This is a genomic window from Yimella radicis, assembly GCF_054778255.1.
Genome location: NZ_BAAGZR010000009.1, coordinates 178,847 through 197,857, shown reverse-complemented (window position 1 = coordinate 197,857; position 19,011 = coordinate 178,847). Strand labels below are relative to the sequence as shown.

The 19,011-nt window shown below is 67.3% G+C and carries 18 protein-coding genes; 9 read left to right on the top strand and 9 right to left on the bottom strand.

All coding sequences use genetic code 11. The features are described 5' to 3' along the window. Positions 1–178: 178 nt before the first annotated feature. Positions 179–703, top strand: coding sequence for a DinB family protein (locus ACYU8W_RS08050; protein WP_246092380.1), 525 nt, complete (start codon positions 179–181; stop codon positions 701–703). Then, a complete protein-coding gene (locus tag ACYU8W_RS08045) occupies positions 700–1,203 on the top strand; it encodes a GNAT family N-acetyltransferase (protein WP_141928122.1) in 504 nt (167 codons plus the stop codon). The genes ACYU8W_RS08050 and ACYU8W_RS08045 overlap by 4 nt, the downstream gene beginning before the upstream one ends. On the opposite strand, the gene ACYU8W_RS08040 is transcribed toward ACYU8W_RS08045, so the two are convergent. The 3 genes from ACYU8W_RS08040 to ACYU8W_RS08030 all read right to left on the bottom strand — a co-directional run bounded on the left by ACYU8W_RS08040 (position 1,200) and on the right by ACYU8W_RS08030 (position 5,476). Then, on the bottom strand, positions 1,200–2,123 hold the full coding sequence (locus tag ACYU8W_RS08040; RefSeq protein ID WP_499468113.1) for a ferredoxin family protein: 924 nt from the start codon (positions 2,121–2,123) through the stop codon (positions 1,200–1,202). The two genes, ACYU8W_RS08045 and ACYU8W_RS08040, sit on opposite strands and share 4 nt — an antisense overlap. Before the next feature lie 32 nt (positions 2,124–2,155). After that, complete coding sequence (locus ACYU8W_RS08035; RefSeq protein ID WP_499468111.1) at positions 2,156–4,624, bottom strand: DNA gyrase/topoisomerase IV subunit A; 2,469 nt, start codon at positions 4,622–4,624, stop codon at positions 2,156–2,158. A 150-nt stretch (positions 4,625–4,774) separates the two neighbouring features. Continuing rightward, positions 4,775–5,476, bottom strand: a complete 702-nt coding sequence (locus tag ACYU8W_RS08030; protein WP_499468109.1) for a thermonuclease family protein — start codon at positions 5,474–5,476, stop codon at positions 4,775–4,777. 392 nt (positions 5,477–5,868) lie between these two features. Between ACYU8W_RS08030 and ACYU8W_RS08025 the strand changes: the two genes are divergently transcribed. Continuing rightward, positions 5,869–6,285 carry a VOC family protein gene (locus tag ACYU8W_RS08025; RefSeq protein WP_499468107.1) on the top strand — a complete coding sequence of 139 codons (417 nt, stop codon included), beginning with the start codon at positions 5,869–5,871 and terminating at the stop codon, positions 6,283–6,285. A 49-nt stretch (positions 6,286–6,334) separates the two neighbouring features. Here the strand turns inward: ACYU8W_RS08025 and ACYU8W_RS08020 are convergent, their stop codons facing one another. Next, entirely contained in the window at positions 6,335–7,144 is an 810-nt protein-coding gene (locus ACYU8W_RS08020; RefSeq protein ID WP_499468105.1) for an LLM class F420-dependent oxidoreductase, read from the bottom strand. Positions 7,145–7,179: 35 nt separating this feature from the next. Here ACYU8W_RS08020 and ACYU8W_RS08015 point away from each other — a divergent pair, with 35 nt between their 5' ends. Further along, complete coding sequence (locus tag ACYU8W_RS08015) at positions 7,180–8,229, top strand: alpha-hydroxy acid oxidase (RefSeq protein WP_499468103.1); 1,050 nt, start codon at positions 7,180–7,182, stop codon at positions 8,227–8,229. An 85-nt stretch (positions 8,230–8,314) separates the two neighbouring features. On the opposite strand, the gene dhaM is transcribed toward ACYU8W_RS08015, so the two are convergent. The 5 genes from dhaM to ACYU8W_RS07990 are packed head-to-tail and all read right to left on the bottom strand — an operon-like array spanning position 8,315 to position 12,774. After that, positions 8,315–8,725: a dihydroxyacetone kinase phosphoryl donor subunit DhaM gene (gene dhaM / locus ACYU8W_RS08010; protein WP_129623992.1), complete on the bottom strand. Its 411-nt coding sequence runs from the start codon at positions 8,723–8,725 to the stop codon at positions 8,315–8,317. Continuing rightward, complete coding sequence (gene dhaL / locus ACYU8W_RS08005) at positions 8,722–9,339, bottom strand: dihydroxyacetone kinase subunit DhaL (RefSeq protein WP_499468101.1); 618 nt, start codon at positions 9,337–9,339, stop codon at positions 8,722–8,724. The genes dhaM and dhaL overlap by 4 nt, the downstream gene beginning before the upstream one ends. 2 nt (positions 9,340–9,341) lie before the next feature. Further along, positions 9,342–10,343 carry a dihydroxyacetone kinase subunit DhaK gene (dhaK, locus tag ACYU8W_RS08000; RefSeq protein ID WP_499468099.1) on the bottom strand — a complete coding sequence of 334 codons (1,002 nt, stop codon included), beginning with the start codon at positions 10,341–10,343 and terminating at the stop codon, positions 9,342–9,344. Then, positions 10,340–11,023, bottom strand: coding sequence for a nitroreductase family protein (locus tag ACYU8W_RS07995; protein WP_499468097.1), 684 nt, complete (start codon positions 11,021–11,023; stop codon positions 10,340–10,342). The genes dhaK and ACYU8W_RS07995 overlap by 4 nt, the downstream gene beginning before the upstream one ends. Further along, on the bottom strand, positions 11,020–12,774 hold the full coding sequence (locus ACYU8W_RS07990; RefSeq protein ID WP_499468095.1) for an AMP-binding protein: 1,755 nt from the start codon (positions 12,772–12,774) through the stop codon (positions 11,020–11,022). Before ACYU8W_RS07990 ends, ACYU8W_RS07995 begins: the two co-directional genes overlap by 4 nt. Before the next feature lie 129 nt (positions 12,775–12,903). Here ACYU8W_RS07990 and ACYU8W_RS07985 point away from each other — a divergent pair, with 129 nt between their 5' ends. From ACYU8W_RS07985 to ACYU8W_RS07965, 5 genes are all read left to right on the top strand, one after another. Further along, positions 12,904–13,026, top strand: coding sequence for a hypothetical protein (locus ACYU8W_RS07985; protein WP_499468093.1), 123 nt, complete (start codon positions 12,904–12,906; stop codon positions 13,024–13,026). 50 nt (positions 13,027–13,076) lie between these two features. Next, positions 13,077–14,480, top strand: a complete 1,404-nt coding sequence (locus tag ACYU8W_RS07980; protein WP_499468091.1) for a beta propeller repeat protein — start codon at positions 13,077–13,079, stop codon at positions 14,478–14,480. 19 nt (positions 14,481–14,499) lie between these two features. Beyond that, on the top strand, positions 14,500–17,172 hold the full coding sequence (locus tag ACYU8W_RS07975) for a bifunctional acetate--CoA ligase family protein/GNAT family N-acetyltransferase (protein WP_499468090.1): 2,673 nt from the start codon (positions 14,500–14,502) through the stop codon (positions 17,170–17,172). 85 nt (positions 17,173–17,257) lie between these two features. Then, the gene (locus ACYU8W_RS07970; RefSeq protein WP_499468088.1) at positions 17,258–17,860 is read left to right on the top strand and encodes a DUF5998 family protein; all 603 of its coding nucleotides are present in this window, start codon (positions 17,258–17,260) and stop codon (positions 17,858–17,860) included. 5 nt (positions 17,861–17,865) lie between these two features. Next, positions 17,866–18,993: an alkaline phosphatase family protein gene (locus tag ACYU8W_RS07965; protein WP_499468086.1), complete on the top strand. Its 1,128-nt coding sequence runs from the start codon at positions 17,866–17,868 to the stop codon at positions 18,991–18,993. The last annotated feature ends 18 nt before the right edge of the window (positions 18,994–19,011 follow it).

Below are 19,011 nucleotides of genomic sequence, written 5' to 3'. Positions count from 1 at the left end.
GTCAGGAGACCCAGCGCAAGTCGATTCCTGCTCGGTCACTTTGGTGTTCGATCGACTGGCGGGCGACGGATCGTCGTGGACGGTGGATGTGCGGCGCCGTGGACCAGTAGGTCTTGCCCGTCGTCCGGACGGTGAAAATCGCTCGCTGTCGCGAGATGACGCAGGCTACGTTCGGGCGGTGACCGACAATCGATTCGAAGCTCCTATGGCCGGCGACGAGGTTGCCACCGTCCTCGGCTTCCTTCAGTACCTGCGCGACACTTTCCGATGGAAGATCGAGGGACTCGACGACGAGCAATTGCAACAGCCCCTCGCGCCGTCCACCATGACGCTCGCTGGGATGACCACGCACCTGGCGTTCGTCGAGAACTACTGGTTCACCTACGTATTCGAGGGCAAGCGTCCACTCGAAATGTTCGCCGACAACGATTGGGACGCGGCTCCGGACTACGACTGGGAGATGGCTGCCGGCATGTCACCGGACCAACGCACCGAGTTGCTGAGCCGGATGCAGCAAGAGTCAGACTCCGTCGTCGATGCAGCGCTCACCAGCGGCGGACTCGACCTCACAGCGCAGAACCCGGGCCAGGACGATCGGGTCAGCTTGCGGTGGATCCTGGTGCACCTGGTCGAGGAGTACGCGCGGCACAACGGCCATGCCGATCTACTCCGCGAGGCGATCGACGGACAGGTCGGCGAATGAGCACCATCCGTGCGGCGACCGATGCCGACTGGGCTCAGATCTGGCCGTTCTGGAGGGACATCGTCCAGGCCGGCGAAACCTACGCCTTCCCCTTCGACCTGACCAGTGAGCAGGCTCGCGGTTGGTGGATGGAACAGCCGCCTGGGCAGACCGTTGTGTGGGTAGACGATGACGGCAGTGAGTCAGGCGCCGTGCTGGGCAGCGCGAAGATGGGCCCCAACCGGCCGGGCAACGGTTCCCACATAGGCACGGCCAGCTTCATGGTCTCGCCCGACGCCCGGGGCAGGGGCGTCGGCCGCACGCTGGGGGAGTACGTCGTGCAGTGGCACCGCGACCAGGGGTTCCACGGCATCCAGTTCAACGCGGTGGTCGAGACCAACGAATCCGCCGTCAAGCTGTGGAAGTCGTTGGGGTTCGACGTGATCGGCACTGTGCCTGACGCTTTCCGGCATCCGCAGCAGGGTCTCGTCGGCCTGCATGTGATGTACCTGGCGCTCTAGTCGAGCAACTCCACGGTCCAGTAGTTCGACGGCTTCGGCTGCTTCAGGCACGAGTCCTTGAGGTCTGGCCCGGCGCACGAGGTGATCTGCACACGCCAGGTGCGCCCGTTCCGGTGCTGCACCCGCATTCGGTCGACGTCCTCCTCCTCGACGGTGAATGCGTCCAGGGCGAGTTCACCGCTCTCGGCGCGGACGGCGGCTTCGGCGGCCTGCGCGGGTGGTGCGAGCACGCTGCGCCCCCGGTTGTGCGACAACGAATTCAGCGAGGCCGCCACCTCGCGCCGGCGTTCCGCGTCGTATGCGTCGAGCGCCGTCTGCCCGGTCAGTCGGGCGTAGGTCTGACCGGAGGGAAGCATGACCGCAGTGGGTGCGAACCGGTGTCCGCCCGTGTGCGAGCACTCCCACACGCGTCCGGGGTGTTGTTCGGACGCGTGTGCCGCCACCGGTCGGCCCCGTACCGCACAACACTGGTCGCGTTTACTGTTGGCGCAGACCAGGAGGGCGACGTCGCGTGTCTCCTCCAGCAGCGGCACCACCTGGCTCACAGCATCCGGACCTTCGGCGATGTGCAGGCGCCAATCGATACGGAGCAGGTCAGCCGGATCACCCAGCGATCCTTCCAACAGCCACGGGTCATCGGCCAATCCGCCTGCGACGAAACAGAATCGTGAGAGTGAAGTGTCGTGGGTGTCGACGTGTCGACCCGGTCGGCGGATGAGCAACAGCCGACCTCCGGCGTCCGAGATCGCGCGTTCGAGCGCCGGCCCGACACCTTCCGGCAGATGAGCTGTCGCGATGGCGTCATGACCCCACGGTCCGTTCTGTTCCAGCGCGACCCAGAACTGCGCCACCGATGCCGAACCCGGCGCCGGGAGCCCGGCTTCGTCCCACTGCCGCGAACACTGCGTCACGTCACTCATGCGGGCCAGTCTGCCGGACCGATCGTCGACGGTCAGTCGTCGGACGGTTCGGTTGCGGTGTCTGCGACCGAGCCGGCGATCGCAGCGAGGTTGCCGGTGAGGGGCACGCCACTGCCGTCGCGGCGGGTGTCGGCGTCCGGCAGGTCGACCGCGACACCTGCGCCGGTTGCGGCGCGTGGTGCGCGTCCGGCCCAGGCGAAGACGAGCTCGTCCTCACCGCGCAGGAAACGCTGGCAGCGGACGCCGCCGGTGGCCCGACCCTTGCCGGGGTAGGCGGCGAATTCGGTAACCTTAATCGACCCGCCTCCGGTGCCCGGCAGCGCACCGGAGGAGTCGGCAACCGTGATCAGCACAGCGTCGGCCGATTCGACGGCGCCGAACCAGATCGCCTTTGCGCCGGCGCCGAGCTTGATGCCTGCCACGCCACCACCGGTGCGACCCTGCGGCCGCACGCCGGACGCGGGGAAGTGCAGGAGCATGGCCGCCGACGTCACGAATGTGAGTTCGGCTGTGTCGGAAGCGGGTTGAGCTGCACCGACCACCTCATCGCCGTCCTTGAGCGTGATCACCTCGAACGAATCACGGTTCGGGTACTCGGTGGTGACCCGCTTGACCACACCGTTCGCCGTACCGATCGCGAGCGGCGGAGCCGAAGCGTCCAGGCTCATCAACGTGAGCACCTTCTCCCCGGCGGGCAGATCGACGAACGCCGCGAGCGGGGCTCCGCCCGACAACGCCGGCGCCTCATTGGTGGCGACCAGGGTCGGCAGGTCGAGGGCGGTCAGCCGGGTGACCCGTCCGGAGGAGGTCACCACGCCGAAGTCGCCGCGGACCGTCGTGCGTACTGCGCCGACGATCGCGTCATGCTTTCTACGAGAACCGCTGTCGGACAACGGATCCGCTGTCGTCGTGCGAGCCAGCAGTCCGCTGGAGGACAGCAATACCCAGCACGGGTCATCAGTGACCTCGAGCGGCGTGGCCGTCTGCTTCGGAGCTCCGGAGGACTCAAGCAGCACAGTCCGGCGAGGAGTGCCGTGAGCCTTGGCGACGTCGGCGAGTTCGGTCGAGACGAGCTTGTTGAGCACCTTCTCATCGCCGAGGATCGCCTCGAGTTCCTCGATGGCCTTGCGCAGTTCGTCGGCCTCCTGCTCCAACTCGATGCGGGAGAACTTCGTCAGTCGGCGCAGTTGGAGGTCGAGGATGTAGTTGGCCTGCGCTTCGGACAGATCGAACACCTGCATCAACCGGGCCCGGGCGGCAGCGGAGTCGTCGCTGGTGCGGATCACCTGGATGACCTCATCGATGTCGAGGATCGCGATGAGCAGACCCTCGACCAGGTGCAGACGGTCCTTCTTCTTCGCCAGCCGGAACTCGGTGCGGCGGCGCACCACGACGATGCGGAAGTCGACGTAGACCTTCAGCAGTTCCTTCAGGCCGAGGGCGCGCGGCTGACCGTCGACGAGCGTGACGTTGTTGATGCCGAACGACTCCTCCATCGGGGTCAACTTGTACAACTGCTCCAGCACTGCGTCCGGGTTGAAGCCGTTCTTGATCTCGATGACGAGTTCGAGGCCCTTGTTGCGGTCGGACAGATCCTTGACGTCGGAGATGCCCTGGATCTTCTTGCCCTGGTGCAGATCCTTGATCTTCTCGATGACCTTCTCCGGACCGACCAGATAGGGCAGTTCGGTGACGACCAGACCCTTCTTACGCGGCGTGACATTCTCGACCCGCACCGTCGCACGAGTACGGAACGAACCGCGTCCGGTGAGGTAGGCGTCCCGGATGCCTTCGAGCCCGACGATCTGGCCGCCCATCGGCAGGTCCGGGCCCGGAACGAACTTCATCAGGTCGTCCAGCGAGCAGTCGGGGTTGGTGATCAGGTGCCGCGCGGCGCCGATGACCTCGACCAGGTTGTGCGGGGGCATGTTGGTGGCCATACCGACCGCGATACCGCTGGCGCCGTTGACCAGCAGGTTCGGAAACGCCGCCGGCAGCACGGCGGGCTGCTGCTCGGATTCGTCGTAGTTGGGTACGAACTCGACGGTGTTCTCGTCCAGCGACGCGGTCATCAGCAGCGCGGCGGGTGCCGGCCGGGCCTCGGTGTACCGCGACGCAGCGGGGCCCTGGTCGAGCGAGCCGAAGTTGCCGTGGCCATCGACCAGGGGAAGGCGCATCGTCCACGGCTGGGCCATACGCACCAGCGCGTCGTAGATCGCGGTGTCGCCGTGCGGGTGGTACTTACCCATGACCTCGCCCACGACGCGCGAACACTTGACGTGGTTGCGATCCGGACGCAGACCCAACTCGTCCATCGAGAACAGGATCCGGCGCTGCACCGGCTTCAGACCGTCGCGGGCGTCCGGCAGAGCACGGGAGTAGATGACCGAGTACGCGTACTCCAGGAACGCCGTCTGCATCTCGTCCTCGACCGTGATGTCGACGATGTTCTCGACGAAGTCGGGTTCGAGCGGTTGGTCGTCCTTACGACGGCGGGCCATGGGTCTCCCTCGGTGATGCCGGACAAGCTGAGTGTCCTGTCACCGCCGACGGCGACAGGCCATCTGCAAGTGTTGTTCAGCAGGCACCGTCACGCCCGTTCCGACACGCGTTCGCCGCGCAATTCCGGGACGAACGAAGGGAATCGGAACTCAGCGCTTGGCTCGGCGCCAGCCTGCGTCCCGGGCTTCCTGCTCGGAGCAGAACCAGCGTTCGCCCTTGGACGTCGTGATCCTGGTCTTGTCGTACGCCGATTGACCGGGAAGGTGGTAGATCTTCTCGCCCTCGCTGTTGATGTTGCCCTTGATCGAGCAGCCGGCCGGCTCGGCCGCGGGCGGAGGCGTTGTCGGGCGTGCGGTCGGGCGGGGTGCCGGCGGCTGGGTGGACGTGCTCGGCGAGACGAAGGGAGCCGGTGCGGTCGCGGACGGGACGGCGGAGGCCGGGTTGAAGGCCGCGTCATAGCTGCAGGCACCCCACAGGCCGAGCTTGGCCGACTGAGCCTGGGTCTGCGCGGTGCGGAACGTATCCTGCTTGCCGTACGCCGCCGCGTAGGTGTACTCGCGACCGAACCCGCCGGCGATCATCGCCTGAGACACGTCCGTTCCGTCGGGTAGCACGACATATCGCACCAGCCGGTGGTACCGATCACGGTCGACCTGGGTCGGGTCGGCGACCAGGTGAACCTGCTTGGACTGGACCAGGCTCTGCATCCTGCTGGTGGCTTCCTTGGCGAAGCAGGCCACGGCGGTGTTCGGTTTACGACTCTCGGGTGTGTCGACGCCGAGCAGGCGCACCGGCTGCCGGACCCCGTTGATCCACACCTTGATCGTGTCCCCGTCGGTGATGCCGGCCACCTGCACCAGGCTGCCCGCTGGCCGGGCAGAAGGGGTGCTACTGGGTGTCGTGGCCGTCGTCTCACCACCCGTGGACGGTGCGGCTGCCGCCGCTGCCGAGGTAGAGGTGCCGTTGGTCGGCTCGTCGCTCGCTGCGTCCGATACCGGTGAATTCTCTTGCGCTGCAGTGGATCCGGCGTTCACGGATGCCGTCGAAACAGCCGAGGTGTGCTGCGCGACGGAAGTCTGGGTCGTGTCCGGGGCCGGGTTGCAGCTCGCCAGAAGCGGCACGAGCAGGGCAGGAGTCAGCGCACGTAGTGAAAGGCGGGGCACCTCACGAGATTAGGTTGCAGTAGCCATCCCTCGCAGGCGTTTCGCCGTTTCCGAGTCGACCCAGTAGCACAATCGTCGGTATGGCACTTCGCTGGTACACGATCGTCGTCGACAGCCACGACCCCGCACGGCTGAGCAGGTGGTGGGCCGAGACCCTCGGCTGGGTGATCGTGTACGAGGCCGACGACGAGGTCGTCGTTGTTCCGCCGGGCACCAGTATCGATCCGGTGAAGTCGCTGGACGACTGGCTGACCGAGGGGCAGGGTCTGGTCTTCGTGCCGGTGCCCGAGGACAAGACCGTCAAGAACCGGCTGCACATCGACCTCGCGCCGCACTCATCCCAGGATCGCGAAGCCGAGATCAAGGCGTTGCTCGAACGCGGGGCCACCGAGGTCGAGGTCGGTCAATCGGACGCCGACGAAGGCGCGGTCACCTGGACCGTGCTGGCTGATCCGGAGGGCAACGAGTTCTGCGTGCTGTCCACCCGCGACCGTTGAACGTCCGCAATCGCAGCGAGTCGACCCGCGAGTTTCGCGGACTTTCGGATCAGTTGGCGTTGATCTCGTCGCGCCAACGCAGCCACGGCTCGACCGGAGCGAGGTCGTAGTCAGGCCCGCCGGTGCCCATCGTGAACAGACGCGCACCCAGGTCGTACAGCGGTTGTCCCTCGACCTGCGGAGCGTCCGGGAAGCGTCCCTCGCGCCCCTTACCGCCCACCCCGACCGAGATCTCGATCTCCTCGATGGGGCGACCCTCCCGCTCGCAATGCCCCTGGAGCACCGACAGCTTGTGCTTCAGCACCTCGGGATCGGCGAAGGAGTGCCACGTATCGGCGTACTGAGCGACGAGCTTGAGAGTCTTCTTCTCGCCGCCTCCGCCGATGAGCGTGGGGATCTTGCGCGTCGGTGCGGGGTTCAACTGCTCGTAGCGCTGCTCGATCTTCGGCATTGCGGTCGCCAGCTCGTCCAATCGGCTTCCGGCAGTGCCGAATTCGTAGCCGTACTCGTCGTAGTCGCGCTCGAACCAGCCCGAGCCGATGCCGAGGATCAGACGTCCGTCGCTGATGTGGTCGACGGTGCGGGCCATGTCGGCCAGCAGGTTCGGGTTGCGGTAGCTGTTACAGGTGACCAAGGCGCCGATCTCGACCCGGCTGGTCTGCTCCGCCCAGGCGGCGAGCATCGTCCAGCACTCGAAGTGCATGCCGTCGGGGTCGCCGTTGAGCGGGAAGAAGTGGTCCCAGTTGAAGATCACGTCGACGCCGAGGTGCTCGGCGCGGCGTACCGCGTCCCGGATCTTGTCGTACGAGCCGTGCTGGGGCTGGATCTGGACGCCGATGCGGACGGGGCGGTTGGTCATGAAACCCACGCTAACGCGGTCCTAGGGTGGCAGGTATGCACCCGATGATCGAAGCGTTCCGGGAGACCGCTGCGCACCGTCTCGACCCACCGTTCTGGGAGTACGTCGAGCGCGGGTGCGGGATGGGAATCTCGGTGGCCGAGGCCGAATCCTCCTGGTCCGCCTACCGTCTGCGTCCACGGACGCTGCGCGATGTGTCGACCGTCGATCTCGGCCTCGACCTGTTCGGCACCTGGTCGAACCCCATCGGGGTGGCACCGACCGCCTTCCACAAGCTCACGCACGTCGAGGGTGAGATCGCGACGGCCGGCGCCGCCGGCGCGGTGGGCAGTCCGTTCGTGCTCTCCAGTCGCTCCACCTGTCGGATCGAGGACGTCGGTGCGGCCGTGCGGGGGCCGTGGTGGTTTCAGGTCTACATGACGCTCACGCGCGAGGTCACCGAAGGGATGGTGCGGCGCGCGGTCGCAACCGGTGCCACCGCCTTGGCGTTGACCGTCGACACCCCGTACGTCGGACACCGCAACATCCCCGACTCCGGGCGTCCGATGGAGATGACCGACGAACTCGCGCTGGTGAACATGGGCGATCACCTCACTCCCCAACAGGCCCGCGCCCCGTGGTCGCACATCGACCAGGACCCGGCGATCGGGGTCGAGACGATCGAGTGGTTGAAGCAGATCAGCGGCCTGCCGGTGGTCGTGAAAGGTGTGCTCCGCGAGGACGACGCACGCTTGTTCGTCGATCACGGCGCGGACGCCGTCTGGGTGAGTGCGCACGGCGGACGCCAGCTCGACCGTGCCGTGACGCCCGCGAGTGTTCTTCCCGAAATCGTCGAGGCGGTGGGTGATTCGGTGCCGGTGGTCGTCGATGGCGGAGTGCGTGACGGCTTCGACATCCTCACCGCTTTGGGCCTCGGGGCGTCAGCGGTCTTCGTCGGTCGCCCTGCCCTCTGGGCGCTCGCGTCGCAGGGCCGTCCCGGCGTCGAGTCGTTGCTGCTCGAGTACGCCGCCGAGCTGAAGCACGTGATGGGCTTGGCCGGCGTCACCGACCTGCAGCAGATCCGGGACGCGTGCCTTGTCCGATGACGAGGCCGACATGTCGCAGGAACAGTTCTGCTCGGTGTACGACCAGGTATCGGCAGGGTGGTGTACAGGACGAGATGCACCTTCATCAGCTGGTGAGGTGCTTGCCCTTCGCTTCGAGCGCGCGCCGCGCCTCGCTGTCGCACTTGTCGAGCGAGGCTCCGGTGGACGCGGTGACGCCGGCGATCACGAGCCCTTCGACCAGCGGTCCGCCGCACAGGCGTACCCGCGAGGCGAGGTCGGGGTCGAGGAACTCCAGCGCCATCTCGGCACTCATCACCGAGCTGCCCAGATCCATCAGGACGAGCACGCCGTCACCGGAGTCGGCCGCCTCGATCGCCGCGCTGACTGCGGTGGCATCCGTGCCGAATCCGCCGTCTGCGGTGCCGGATGCCACCACGATCGTGGGCGGGGTGCCGGCACCGAACAGTTCGGACGACAGCTCGACCGCGGCATCCGCAAGAGCTCGACTGTGCGAGACGACGACGATACCGATCACGCGGAATCACCTACGAGAGTGCGGGCGGCCGACTCCAGCAGCAAGGTGAGGCTGGTGGCTCCTGGATCCTGGTGATCCTTCGAGCGTTCTCCGAGGTAGGACGCGCGACCCTTCCGGGCGACCAGCGGGGTGGCTTCGTCGCGACCCTTCGCGGCCGCTTCGGCCGCCGCGTTCAGCGCTTCATCGAGCGAGCCGGCTGCGTCGAACGCGTCGACTGCGGGGGAGAGGGCATCGACCATCGTCTTGTCGCCCACCTCGGCCTTGCCACGTTGCACGATGCCGTCGAGTCCGGCCCGGAAGGCTGCGGCCAGCGCGTCCTTGCCACCGTCGCCCACCGCGCCGGCGAAGCGGAGCAGGAAGGTGCCGTACAGCGGGCCGGATGCGCCACCGACGGTGGAGACGAGTGTCATGCCCGCCTTCTTGAGGTACGCCGCCGCATCGTCGAACTCCGAGGAGTCAAGTGCGGCAACGGCTTTCATTCCGCGTTGCATGTTGCTGCCGTGATCGGCGTCACCGGTCTGACGGTCGAGGTCGGTGAGCATCGCCGCGTTCTCGTCGATGACACTCGCGTAGTCGGACATCCAGGCAGCTGCCGTTTCGAGGTTCAACGTCATGCTCAGCACCCCCACCGAAGGCCGGGAGTGTTGACCGGTGCATCCCACAGGCTCACCAGCTCGTCGTCCGCACGCAGCAGCGTCACCGAACAGCCGGCCATCTCCAGCGAGGTGATGTAGTTGCCCACCAGGTTGCGAGCGATCGCAACGCCCTGGGCCTCGAGAATCTTCGCCACTTCCCCGTACATCAGGTACAGCTCTAGCAGCGGCGTGCCACCCATGCCGTTCATCATCACGATTGCCGGAGCGCCCTTGAAGTCGTGGTCCTTCAGGATCGGTTCGAGGAGTTGCTCGGCGATCTCGCGTGCCGACGCCAGAGGCCGCTTCTCCCGGCCGGGCTCGCCGTGGATGCCGATGCCGACCTCCATCTCATCCTCGCCGAGTTCGAAGGTGGGTTCACCGGCCGCCGGGACGGTGCACGAGGTGAGCGCCATGCCCATCGAACGACCGTTCCCGTTCACCTTCTTCGCGACCTCGAGGACGGCGTCGAGGTCACGTCCCTCCTCGGCGGCAGCACCGGCGATCTTCTCCAGCAGCACGGTCACGCCGACGCCGCGGCGCCCGACCGTGTACAGCGAATCCTGAACTGCCACATCGTCATCGGTCACGATCGAGGCAACGCGGATGCCCGAGTCGGCCTCGGCCATCTCGGCTGCCATCTCGAAGTTCATGACGTCACCGGTGTAGTTCTTCACGATGTGCAGGACGCCCGCGCCACCGTCCACGGCGGTGGTCGCCGCCATCATCTGGTCAGGCACCGGGGAGGTGAACACCTCGCCGCAGCAGGCCGCGTCCAACATGCCCGGTCCGACGAACCCACCGTGCATCGGCTCGTGACCCGAGCCGCCGCCGGAGACGAGCGCTACCTTGCCCTTCTTCGGGGCGTCCTTGCGGTAGATGGTCTTCAGGTCGAGGTCGACGCGGACCCGGTCGGAGTGAGCCGCCTCGAATCCACGCAACGCGTCGACGACGACATCAGCCGGGTCGTTGATGAGTTTCTTCATGTCTTCATCCTTCCGGAAGGAACCCCTTGAGATGGGTTCTTTGTCAGCACATTTCGATCGGTGGACCAGGGCGAGCCGAAACGACCGTCGTGCACCACCTCGCCCGTCGGACGACGACGGCGCGCCAGGGTGCTGCCACTCGGACGCTGGGTGCGCGCGTACCCCATCGCGACCACACCGACCAGCGACCGGTCTCCGGGGATGCCGAACGTCTCCCGGACGACATCGCACCGCTCGACCGGCACTCCGAAGAAGAGTCCGCCCAGGCCTTCGTCGACAGCGACGAGCAGCATGATGAGGGCGGCCATCCCGGTGTCGACGTCCCAGTAGGGCACGGGCCAGTGCGATTCGTCCATGTCCTGCCATGGCTTGTCCGGCTGGGCATAGCGGCGAAGGTAGGCGTCCTTGTCGCCGCAGCACAGAATCAGCACCGGAGCCGAACTCACCTTCTCCAGCCAACGGTCGAGTTCCTCGTCGGCGCTGGTGGTGACCTCCCAGAACCGATGCCGGTCAGCGGGATCGGTCAACACGACGAAGTCCCAGCCCTGACTGAAGCCTGCACTCGGTGCCCGCAATCCGAGAGTCACCGCCGTGTCGACGACGTCGCGCGGGACCGGCCGGTCGGGGTCGAAATCGCGGATCATCCGGCGGCGGCGGATCGCCTTCTGCAGTTCCATCATGACCTCAGATCCGGGAAGTCGGCTTCCCAGAATTCGAGCTCGGAGGCACGCGAGGTGGAGTCGCCACCGTTCCCGTGCGAACTGGCTTCCCGTTGCCGCAACTCGACCCGACGGATCTTGCCCGAGATCGTCTTGGGCAGGTCGAAGAACTCGATGCGCCGGATCCGCTTGTACGGAGCGAGATGCTCTCGGGTGAACACGAGGATGTCTCTGGCGATCTCGGCGGACGGTGAATTTCCCTCCGTGAGAACGACGTACGCCTTCGGGACGGCGAGTCGGGTCGGGTCGGGCGAGGGCACGATCGCCGCTTCCGCGACGAGCGGGTGCTCGATCAGCACCGACTCGAGTTCGAAGGGGGAGATGCGGTAGTCGGACGCCTTGAACACGTCGTCCGCGCGTCCGACGTAGGTGATGTAGCCGTCCTCGTCCCGGGCCGCGACGTCACCCGTGTGATAAACGCCGTCGCGCATCACCTGCGCGGTCTTCGCCTCGTCGCCGTAATAACCGGTCATCAGTCCGGCCGGCCGGCCGAGCGGTCCGGACAGGCGCAGGCAGATCTCACCCTCGTCGCCCGGACCGTTGCGCTCCTCACCGGTGGCGGGATCCACCAGCACCACGTCGTAGCCCGGCAACGGGCGGCCCATGGAGCCGGGTTTGAGGGGCTGCCCGGGAGTGTTGCCGACCTGGGCCGTGGTCTCGGTCTGGCCGAAGCCGTCGCGGATGGTGAGCCCGAGGGCCTTCTCCACCTGCTGGATGACCTCGGGATTGAGCGGTTCGCCGGCCCCGACCATCTCGCGCAGCGACAACTTGCCACGGTAGGCGGCGAGGTCGGCCTGGATCAGCATCCGGTACACGGTGGGCGGGGCGCAGAACGTCGTCGCCTTCTCCTGTGCCATCCACTCCAGCAGTTCGCGGGCATCGAACCGCGGCTGGTTGACGACCAGCACGGTCGCGCCTGCGTTCCACGGTGCGAAGACGTTGCTCCACGCGTGCTTGGCCCAACCCGGAGAGCTGATGTTGAGGTGGACATCGCCGGGCTGCAGCCCGATCCAGTACATCGTCGACAGGTGGCCGAGCGGGTAGGAGGTCTGCGTGTGCAGCACCAACTTGGGACGGGACGTCGTGCCGGAGGTGAAGTACAGCAGCATCGCGTCGTCCGGTGCCGTGGTCACCGCGGGAGCGGGCGTCGTCGAGGCCCCGGAGTCGGAGTACGACAGCCAACCGGACGCCGGGTCACCGACGGCGATGCGCGTGAAGTCGCCCTCGACGGATGTGAATGCACCGGTGACCGCCGAGGCGGCGATCACGTGCTTGACCTCGCCGCGCTCGACCCGATCGCGCAGGTCGGCGGAGGTCAGCAGCATCGTCGCGGGGATCGTCACCGCGCCGAGGCGGATGCAGGCGAGCATGCATTCCCACAACTCCACCTGGTTGCCGAGCATGAGCAGGACGCGGTCGCCCTGGTGCACGCCGGCGTCCGACAACCAGCCGGCGACCTGCTCGGAGCGGGCCGACAGATCGGCGTAGCTGCGTTCGAGGCGTTCGTCGGCCGACTTCACGATCAGCGCAGGGCGGTCGGGGTGTCGCGCAGCGATTGCGTCGAACCAGTCCGTCGCCCAGTTGAACGATTCGAATGCGGGTGTCTGCCAGGCGTTCGCGGCTGCAGCCGGGTCTTCCCGGGCGTCCAGCAACGCGTCCCGTAGACGGCCGAAGAGATTCGTGGGAGTGCTACCAGGCTCTGTGGTCGGCATGTTTTCGACACTAGCGACGAAGACGTCGTCGCGCGGGCCAACCGGTGAGTAGCGGTCGGCGTCCTTGAGTTCATGACAGCGGTGACGTTGACCCCGATCCGGGTCGCCCGGTGTTGCTGCAATATTAGGATGGCCTTTCCGTCGCCCGTCGCCCAGGTGGCGCAGAGCCTCGGCAAGTCCGAGGGCACGATCAAGCGGGATCTGTTCGATGCGCGCAAACTGTTGAGGGAACGTCTGGAGGGACAGCGATGAACGATTCGCCTTTCGGACGACGTCATGGCGACGACCCATCCCAGGATCCCGTGAACGAACCGGACCTGGTCGATGACTTCTTCGCCAAGCACCGCGACGCGCTCGAGCCCGCTACGCCGAACGACGTGCACTGGCAACAGGTGGTGCAGACCGCCCGTCGCAGCCCGATGCGCACCGCCGGCAAGGCCGGGGGAGGCATCATCGCCGCCGGGGTCGCCGCGATGCTCGTGCTGGCCGGCGTATGGACCTGGAAGCAGGAACCCTTCGGAGCCGACAACATCCGTCCGGGGCAGACCGTGGCCGCCAGCGAGGACGGGTCTGAGCGGGGCACTGCCGACGCCGGTGACGACATGGGAGCTGCCCAGCTGCCGCAGGGCGTGCCGGCCACGTTCCGCACCTGGTCGGTCAGCAATGCCGGCAGCGGCACCCTGTACAACCTCGGGACGACCGAGTGTGGTTCGGACATCTGCCCGACACTGTTGCGCTCCGGCGCCGACGGTGAGTCCTGGCAGGCCGTCCACACCTTCAACGGCACCGACACCTCGAGTGCGTCCGGCGCCGATGTGCCGAACATCCAGCCGGACGGTGCGCTCAGCGACGTCCGCTTCGTCGACTCCCAGGTGGGCTACGTCTACGGCGGCGACCTGTGGGTCACCTCGGATCGCGGCGCCAGCTTCGACAAGGTCAACCACCCCGGACAGACCGTGCTCGATCTGGAGATCTGGGAGGGGCAGGTCTACCTGCTCACCGCGGACGGCTGCGTCCAGGGCACGTGTTCGGGCCCGGTCTACGTCTCCTTCAGCAGCCGCGCCAACCCCAGCTCGTTCACGACTGTCGACTCGGCGGCGCTGTCCAGACCGATCGACGACGCCTCCGTCGTGGTCAAGGACGCGCTGGTCATCGTGCAGACCAGCAACAGCGGCCGCTCGACGCAGCAGCCGTGGATGCTGTCTGCCGAACGGCTGGAGCCCATGAAAGCCCCCGAGGTCTGCGGATCAAGCCCCCTCGAAGCGGTGACGATCACCGCCAGCACCGACGCGCACATGTTCGCGCTGTGCCGGCTGTCACAGGACCGCAGAGCCTTCCGTGTGGTGAGCAGCAACGACCAGGCGCAGAGTTGGGTCGAGCACTCCGTCGGGACGCTGCGCCTTCCCGAGATCGGACAGCTGAGCCTCGGTGCCGCCGACCCGCAGCACCTGGTGGTGACCGTCGGCGGCCCACGTGGTGGTGGCACGAGTAGCGGGGACGACGCGCGCAGGGTCCTGCAGATCTCCGCCGACGGCGGTCGCAGTTGGACCGTGCCCCGATTCCCACAGCCGCCGCCGGTGAACGGCTTCGACTGGACCGGTAGCCCGGGCGGGGCGCAGTTCTACGCGGTTCCGCGCACTACCCCGGGATTCTGGGTGAGTTCCGACTTCGGGAAGTCCTGGAAGGTCGTCGTCCCGAAGTCGTGAACATGACATGCTGGGCTGCATGAGCGAGAATCCGGCGCCCTATCCGGCTGGATGGGAGGCGGACGTCGTCCTGCGAGACGGCTCCGTCGCGCAGATCAGGCCGATCCGCCCCGACGACGTCGCGGCCCTGCAGGACTTTCACCGCAAGCAGTCGCCGGAGTCGATCTACCTGCGCTTCTTCGCACCGATGAAGGAGTTGTCCGACAAGGACGCCAAGCGTTTCGCCAATGTCGACCACGTCGAACGGGTCGCGCTGGTGCTGGAGGGCAACGAGGAACTGATCGGGATCGGCCGGTACGACCGGCTCGGCGGGCCCACCGGGACATCGGCCGAGGTCGCCTTCAACGTCTCGGATCATTTCCAGGGGCGCGGTATCGGATCGGTGCTGCTGGAACACATGGCGGCCATCGCCCGTGAGGCCGGGGTGGAGGAGTTCACCGCCGACGTCCTGCCGCAGAACCGTAAGATGATGGGGGTCTTCATCGATGCCGGGTTCGGCGTCAAACACCACTTCGACGACGGCGTCATCTCGCTCGCGTTCCCGATCGAACCCACGGACGCCAGTGAAGCCGTCCGGATCGCACGGGAGCAACGAGCCGAAGCCGCGAGCATCCGAGCACTGCTGAACCCGCGCAGCGTCGTCGTGATCGGAGTGTCCCGCAACCGCGAGTCCACCGGCCGCGATTTGTACGAACACCTGCGCACCGGTGGTTTCGCCGGTGACCTGTACGCGGTGAACCGCACCGCGCACGCCGAGATCGAGGGCGACCTGTACACCTGCCTCGCCGACGTCCCGGGCGACATCGACCTTGCGGTGATCGCGGTTCCGGCGTCCGAAGTCCCGGGCGTGGTCCGCGAATGTGCCCAGCACGGCGTCCGCGGCGTGCTGGTCGTGTCGTCCGGATTCGCCGAGGCGGGTGAGGCCGGAGAGCAGTTGCAGCAGGAGTTGCTGCGAACCGCCCGCAACCACGGGATGCGTGTGGTCGGCCCGAACTCCTTCGGTCTCATCAACACCGCCGTCGATGTGCAACTGAACGCGTCGCTGGCACCGGAGCTGCCGGCTGCAGGTGACCTCGGCCTGTTCTCCCAGAGCGGTGCGCTCGCGATCGCCGGGTTGGAGTCCGCTGCGCGTCGTGGCCTGGGCATCAGCACCTTCGTGTCGGCCGGTAACCGCGCCGACGTCTCCGGCAACGACCTGATGCAGTTCTGGCTGGACGACGAGCAGACGCGTGCGGTCGGTATGTACCTGGAGTCGATGGGTAACCCGCGCAAGTTCAACCGCATCGCGCGGCGCTTGTCGAAGGCCAAGCCGGTGATCGTGGTGAAGTCGGGTGTCTCGCAGTACGGCGTGCCGCCCGGGCATCAGGTGCGTCCGACCCGGATCCGGCCGGAGGCCTTCCGGGCGATGCTGCGTCAGGCCGGCGTGATCCGCGTCGAGAACGTGCACCAGATGTTCGACATCGCTCAGCTCGTCGTGCACCAGGAGATACCGAAGGGGGAGCGGGTCGCGGTCGTCGGCAACTCTTCAGCGCTGGGTGCACTGGCCGCCGACGCGTGTGTGTCCTGGCGCCTGCAGGTGACCCACGGACCGGTCAGCCTCGATCCCGACGCAACGGCACAGGAGTTCGCCGACGCCGTTCGGGCGGCCTTCGAGGACCCGTACGTCGACTCGGTCGTCACCGCGTTCCTCCCGCCCCGCCAGTCGGCTGGTCTCGACATCGCCGAGGCACTCGGCGAGGTTGCCGGACGCTACGAGAAGCCTTGTGTGACGACGTTCCTCGGTATCCGCGGGGTATCCGAGGTGCTGGCCGGGCAGCCCCGCGAGGACGGCCGACGCGAGGTCGTCCCGTCGTACGCCATGCCCGAGGACGCGATCCGTGCGCTGGCCGCCGCCACGCGGTACGGGCAGTGGCTCGACCGGCAGAGCGACGACCTCGTGCTCCCCGAGGGCATCGATCAGGACAAGGCCGCAGCAATCATCGCCACGGTGCTGGAATCCGACCCAGACGGCCGCGAGCTCACCGCCCTGGAGACACGGGAGTTGCTTGCGGCGTACGGCATCACCGTCTGGCCCTCGACGGCCGTGACCTCGGTGCAGGAGGCGGTCGCAGCCGCCGACGAGATCGGCTACCCGGTGGTGCTGAAGTCGACCTCGCCGATCGTGCGGATCCAGCCGGTGTCGTCGGTGCGAGCAGATCTCGGCTCCGCCGACGCGGTCGCCGAGGCCTACCGCGCGCTCGATGACCGGCTCGCCCCGATCGGTGCCAACACGTTCGTGGTGCAGAGGATGGCCGAACCCGGCATCCCGTGCGTGGTGACGTCGGAGGAGGACGAGTTGTTCGGTCCCGTCGTGCGGTTCAGCCTGGCGGGTGTGCCGACCGAGGTGATGAACGACTTCGGCTACCGCATCCCGCCGTTCAGCAGCAACGACATCGACGACCTGATCGACTCCGTCCGGGCCGCCCCGATCCTCGACGGTTTCGGGCACCGTGCGCCGATCGACCGCGACGCGCTGCGCGACGTCATCGCCCGGGTCTCGGTGCTCGCCAACACCAACCCGCAGATCTACGAACTCAACCTCAACCCGGTCAACACCCACCGGTGGGGCGCGGAGGTGCTGGGAGCGTCGATCATCGTCGCGCCGCCGGTCGGCCGCAGCGACAGTGGTCGCCGCGCGATGAGCGGGTGGTGACCGCCGGGCGCTGACAGCGGCTTCGGCGATCCACATCGCCGCCATCACGCAGCTGCCCCGGTCGGGACATGGGAAGATGACCCTCATGTCCGCTTCGCACCTGACCGCCGCCACCTTGCCCGACGCGTTGTTGCATGACATCGAGCAGGCGGGCTACTACCCGGCCTTGGTCGCCGACGTGTTGAAGGCGGCCCTGGGCACTCAGGCCGTCGACGCCCACCTGGTACACGCGGAGACCACGATCGACACCGACACCGTGCGTCGGCACATCACCGTGCTGGTGATCAGCGGCGGACGCCTGGTCATCGCCCACGCCGACGACCACTCCCCGTCCTTGGACGCACCCACGATCGTCGCCCGCAACGTCGCCACCGCGACCACCGAGACGGTGCCGCTGTCGGCGATCCGCGGAGTGATGCTCACCCACGTCATCAACTCGCCGGAGAAGTACGCCGAAGGGTCACTCGGACGTGAGGTGACGGTCACCATCGGCTGGGGCACGGTCAGCCGCGTCGACCTGCTGCCCGCAGCCTGCGCCGACCCCGACTGCGTCGCCGACCACGGCTACGAGGGCACGGTCACGGCCGACGACATCAGCGTCCGGGTCAGCGCCGACGCCGACGGCGAACGCAACCTGCAGAACGCACTCGACTTCGCTGCGGCGCTGTCCGCGGTCACCGGTCGCTGAAGCCGGTGATACGCCCGCTGCCCGCAGCGCCGAGCTACGGGGCCACCGACCTCGCCGGGGTGTTGCCCTCGGCGGCAGCTTCGCTCGGCGTCAAAGGTTTTCGCGGCACCCTGCCGCAGGCTCGTGGCGCGGTGGTCGTGCTCGTCGACGGTCTGGGCGCCGAACTTCTTCGGGCCCGTTCCGGTCACGCACCGTTCATGCGGACGCTGATGATCGACGCGGCGAGTGCGACCGCGGGCTTCCCGTCGACGACCGCGACCAGCATGGGCACGTTCGGCACCGGACTTCCCCCCGGCTCGCACGGCCTGCTCGGCTACCAGGTGGTCGATCCGGCCACCGACCTCCTGTTCAACGAACTCTCCTGGGAGAACGGACCCGATCCGCGCCGCTGGCAGCGTGAACCGACCGTCTTCGAGCGCGTTGCCGCTGCCGGGATCGAGACGACGATGGTCGCCAACGACTACTTCGACGGCTCCGGCCTGACGACGGCTGCGCTACGCGGTGCCGGTTTCGCCACGGCCGCCACGCTCGCCCAACGCGTCGACATCGTGCTGGCCCGCGTGGCTCGGAAGCCCCGCAGCCTCACCTACCTCTACTGGGGAAACCTCGACCGCACTGGTCACGAATTCGGTTGCGGCTCATGGGAATGGGTCGATGAACTCGAAGCGGTGGACGCCGAACTGCAACGGTTGTCCACCCGTCTTCCGCGCGGCGTCAGCCTCACGATCACCGCCGACCACGGCATGATCGACATCCCCGAATCCAACAAGACCGACATCGCCTTCGACCCCGAGCTCGCCGCCGGCGTCCGGCACACCGGAGGTGAGATGCGATCCCTGCAGCTCTACTGTGAGCCCGGCGCGACCGACGACGTCCTGGCCGCCTGGACCGCGCGGCTGGGCGAACAGGGCTGGGTGTTGCCGATGGCCGATGCCGTCTCGCGAGGACTGTTCGGCCCGGTGCAACCGCATATCGCGCCCCGTCTCGGCGACGTGCTCGTGGCCATGGACGGCCCGTACGGCTACTGGGATTCACGCGTGATGACCACCAAGGTGGGTGAGCTGACCGGTCAGCACGGCTCGCTCACCGCCGCGGAGATGGCCGTTCCGGTGCTGCACCGTCCCGCCGACTGATCCGGCCATCTAGAGTCG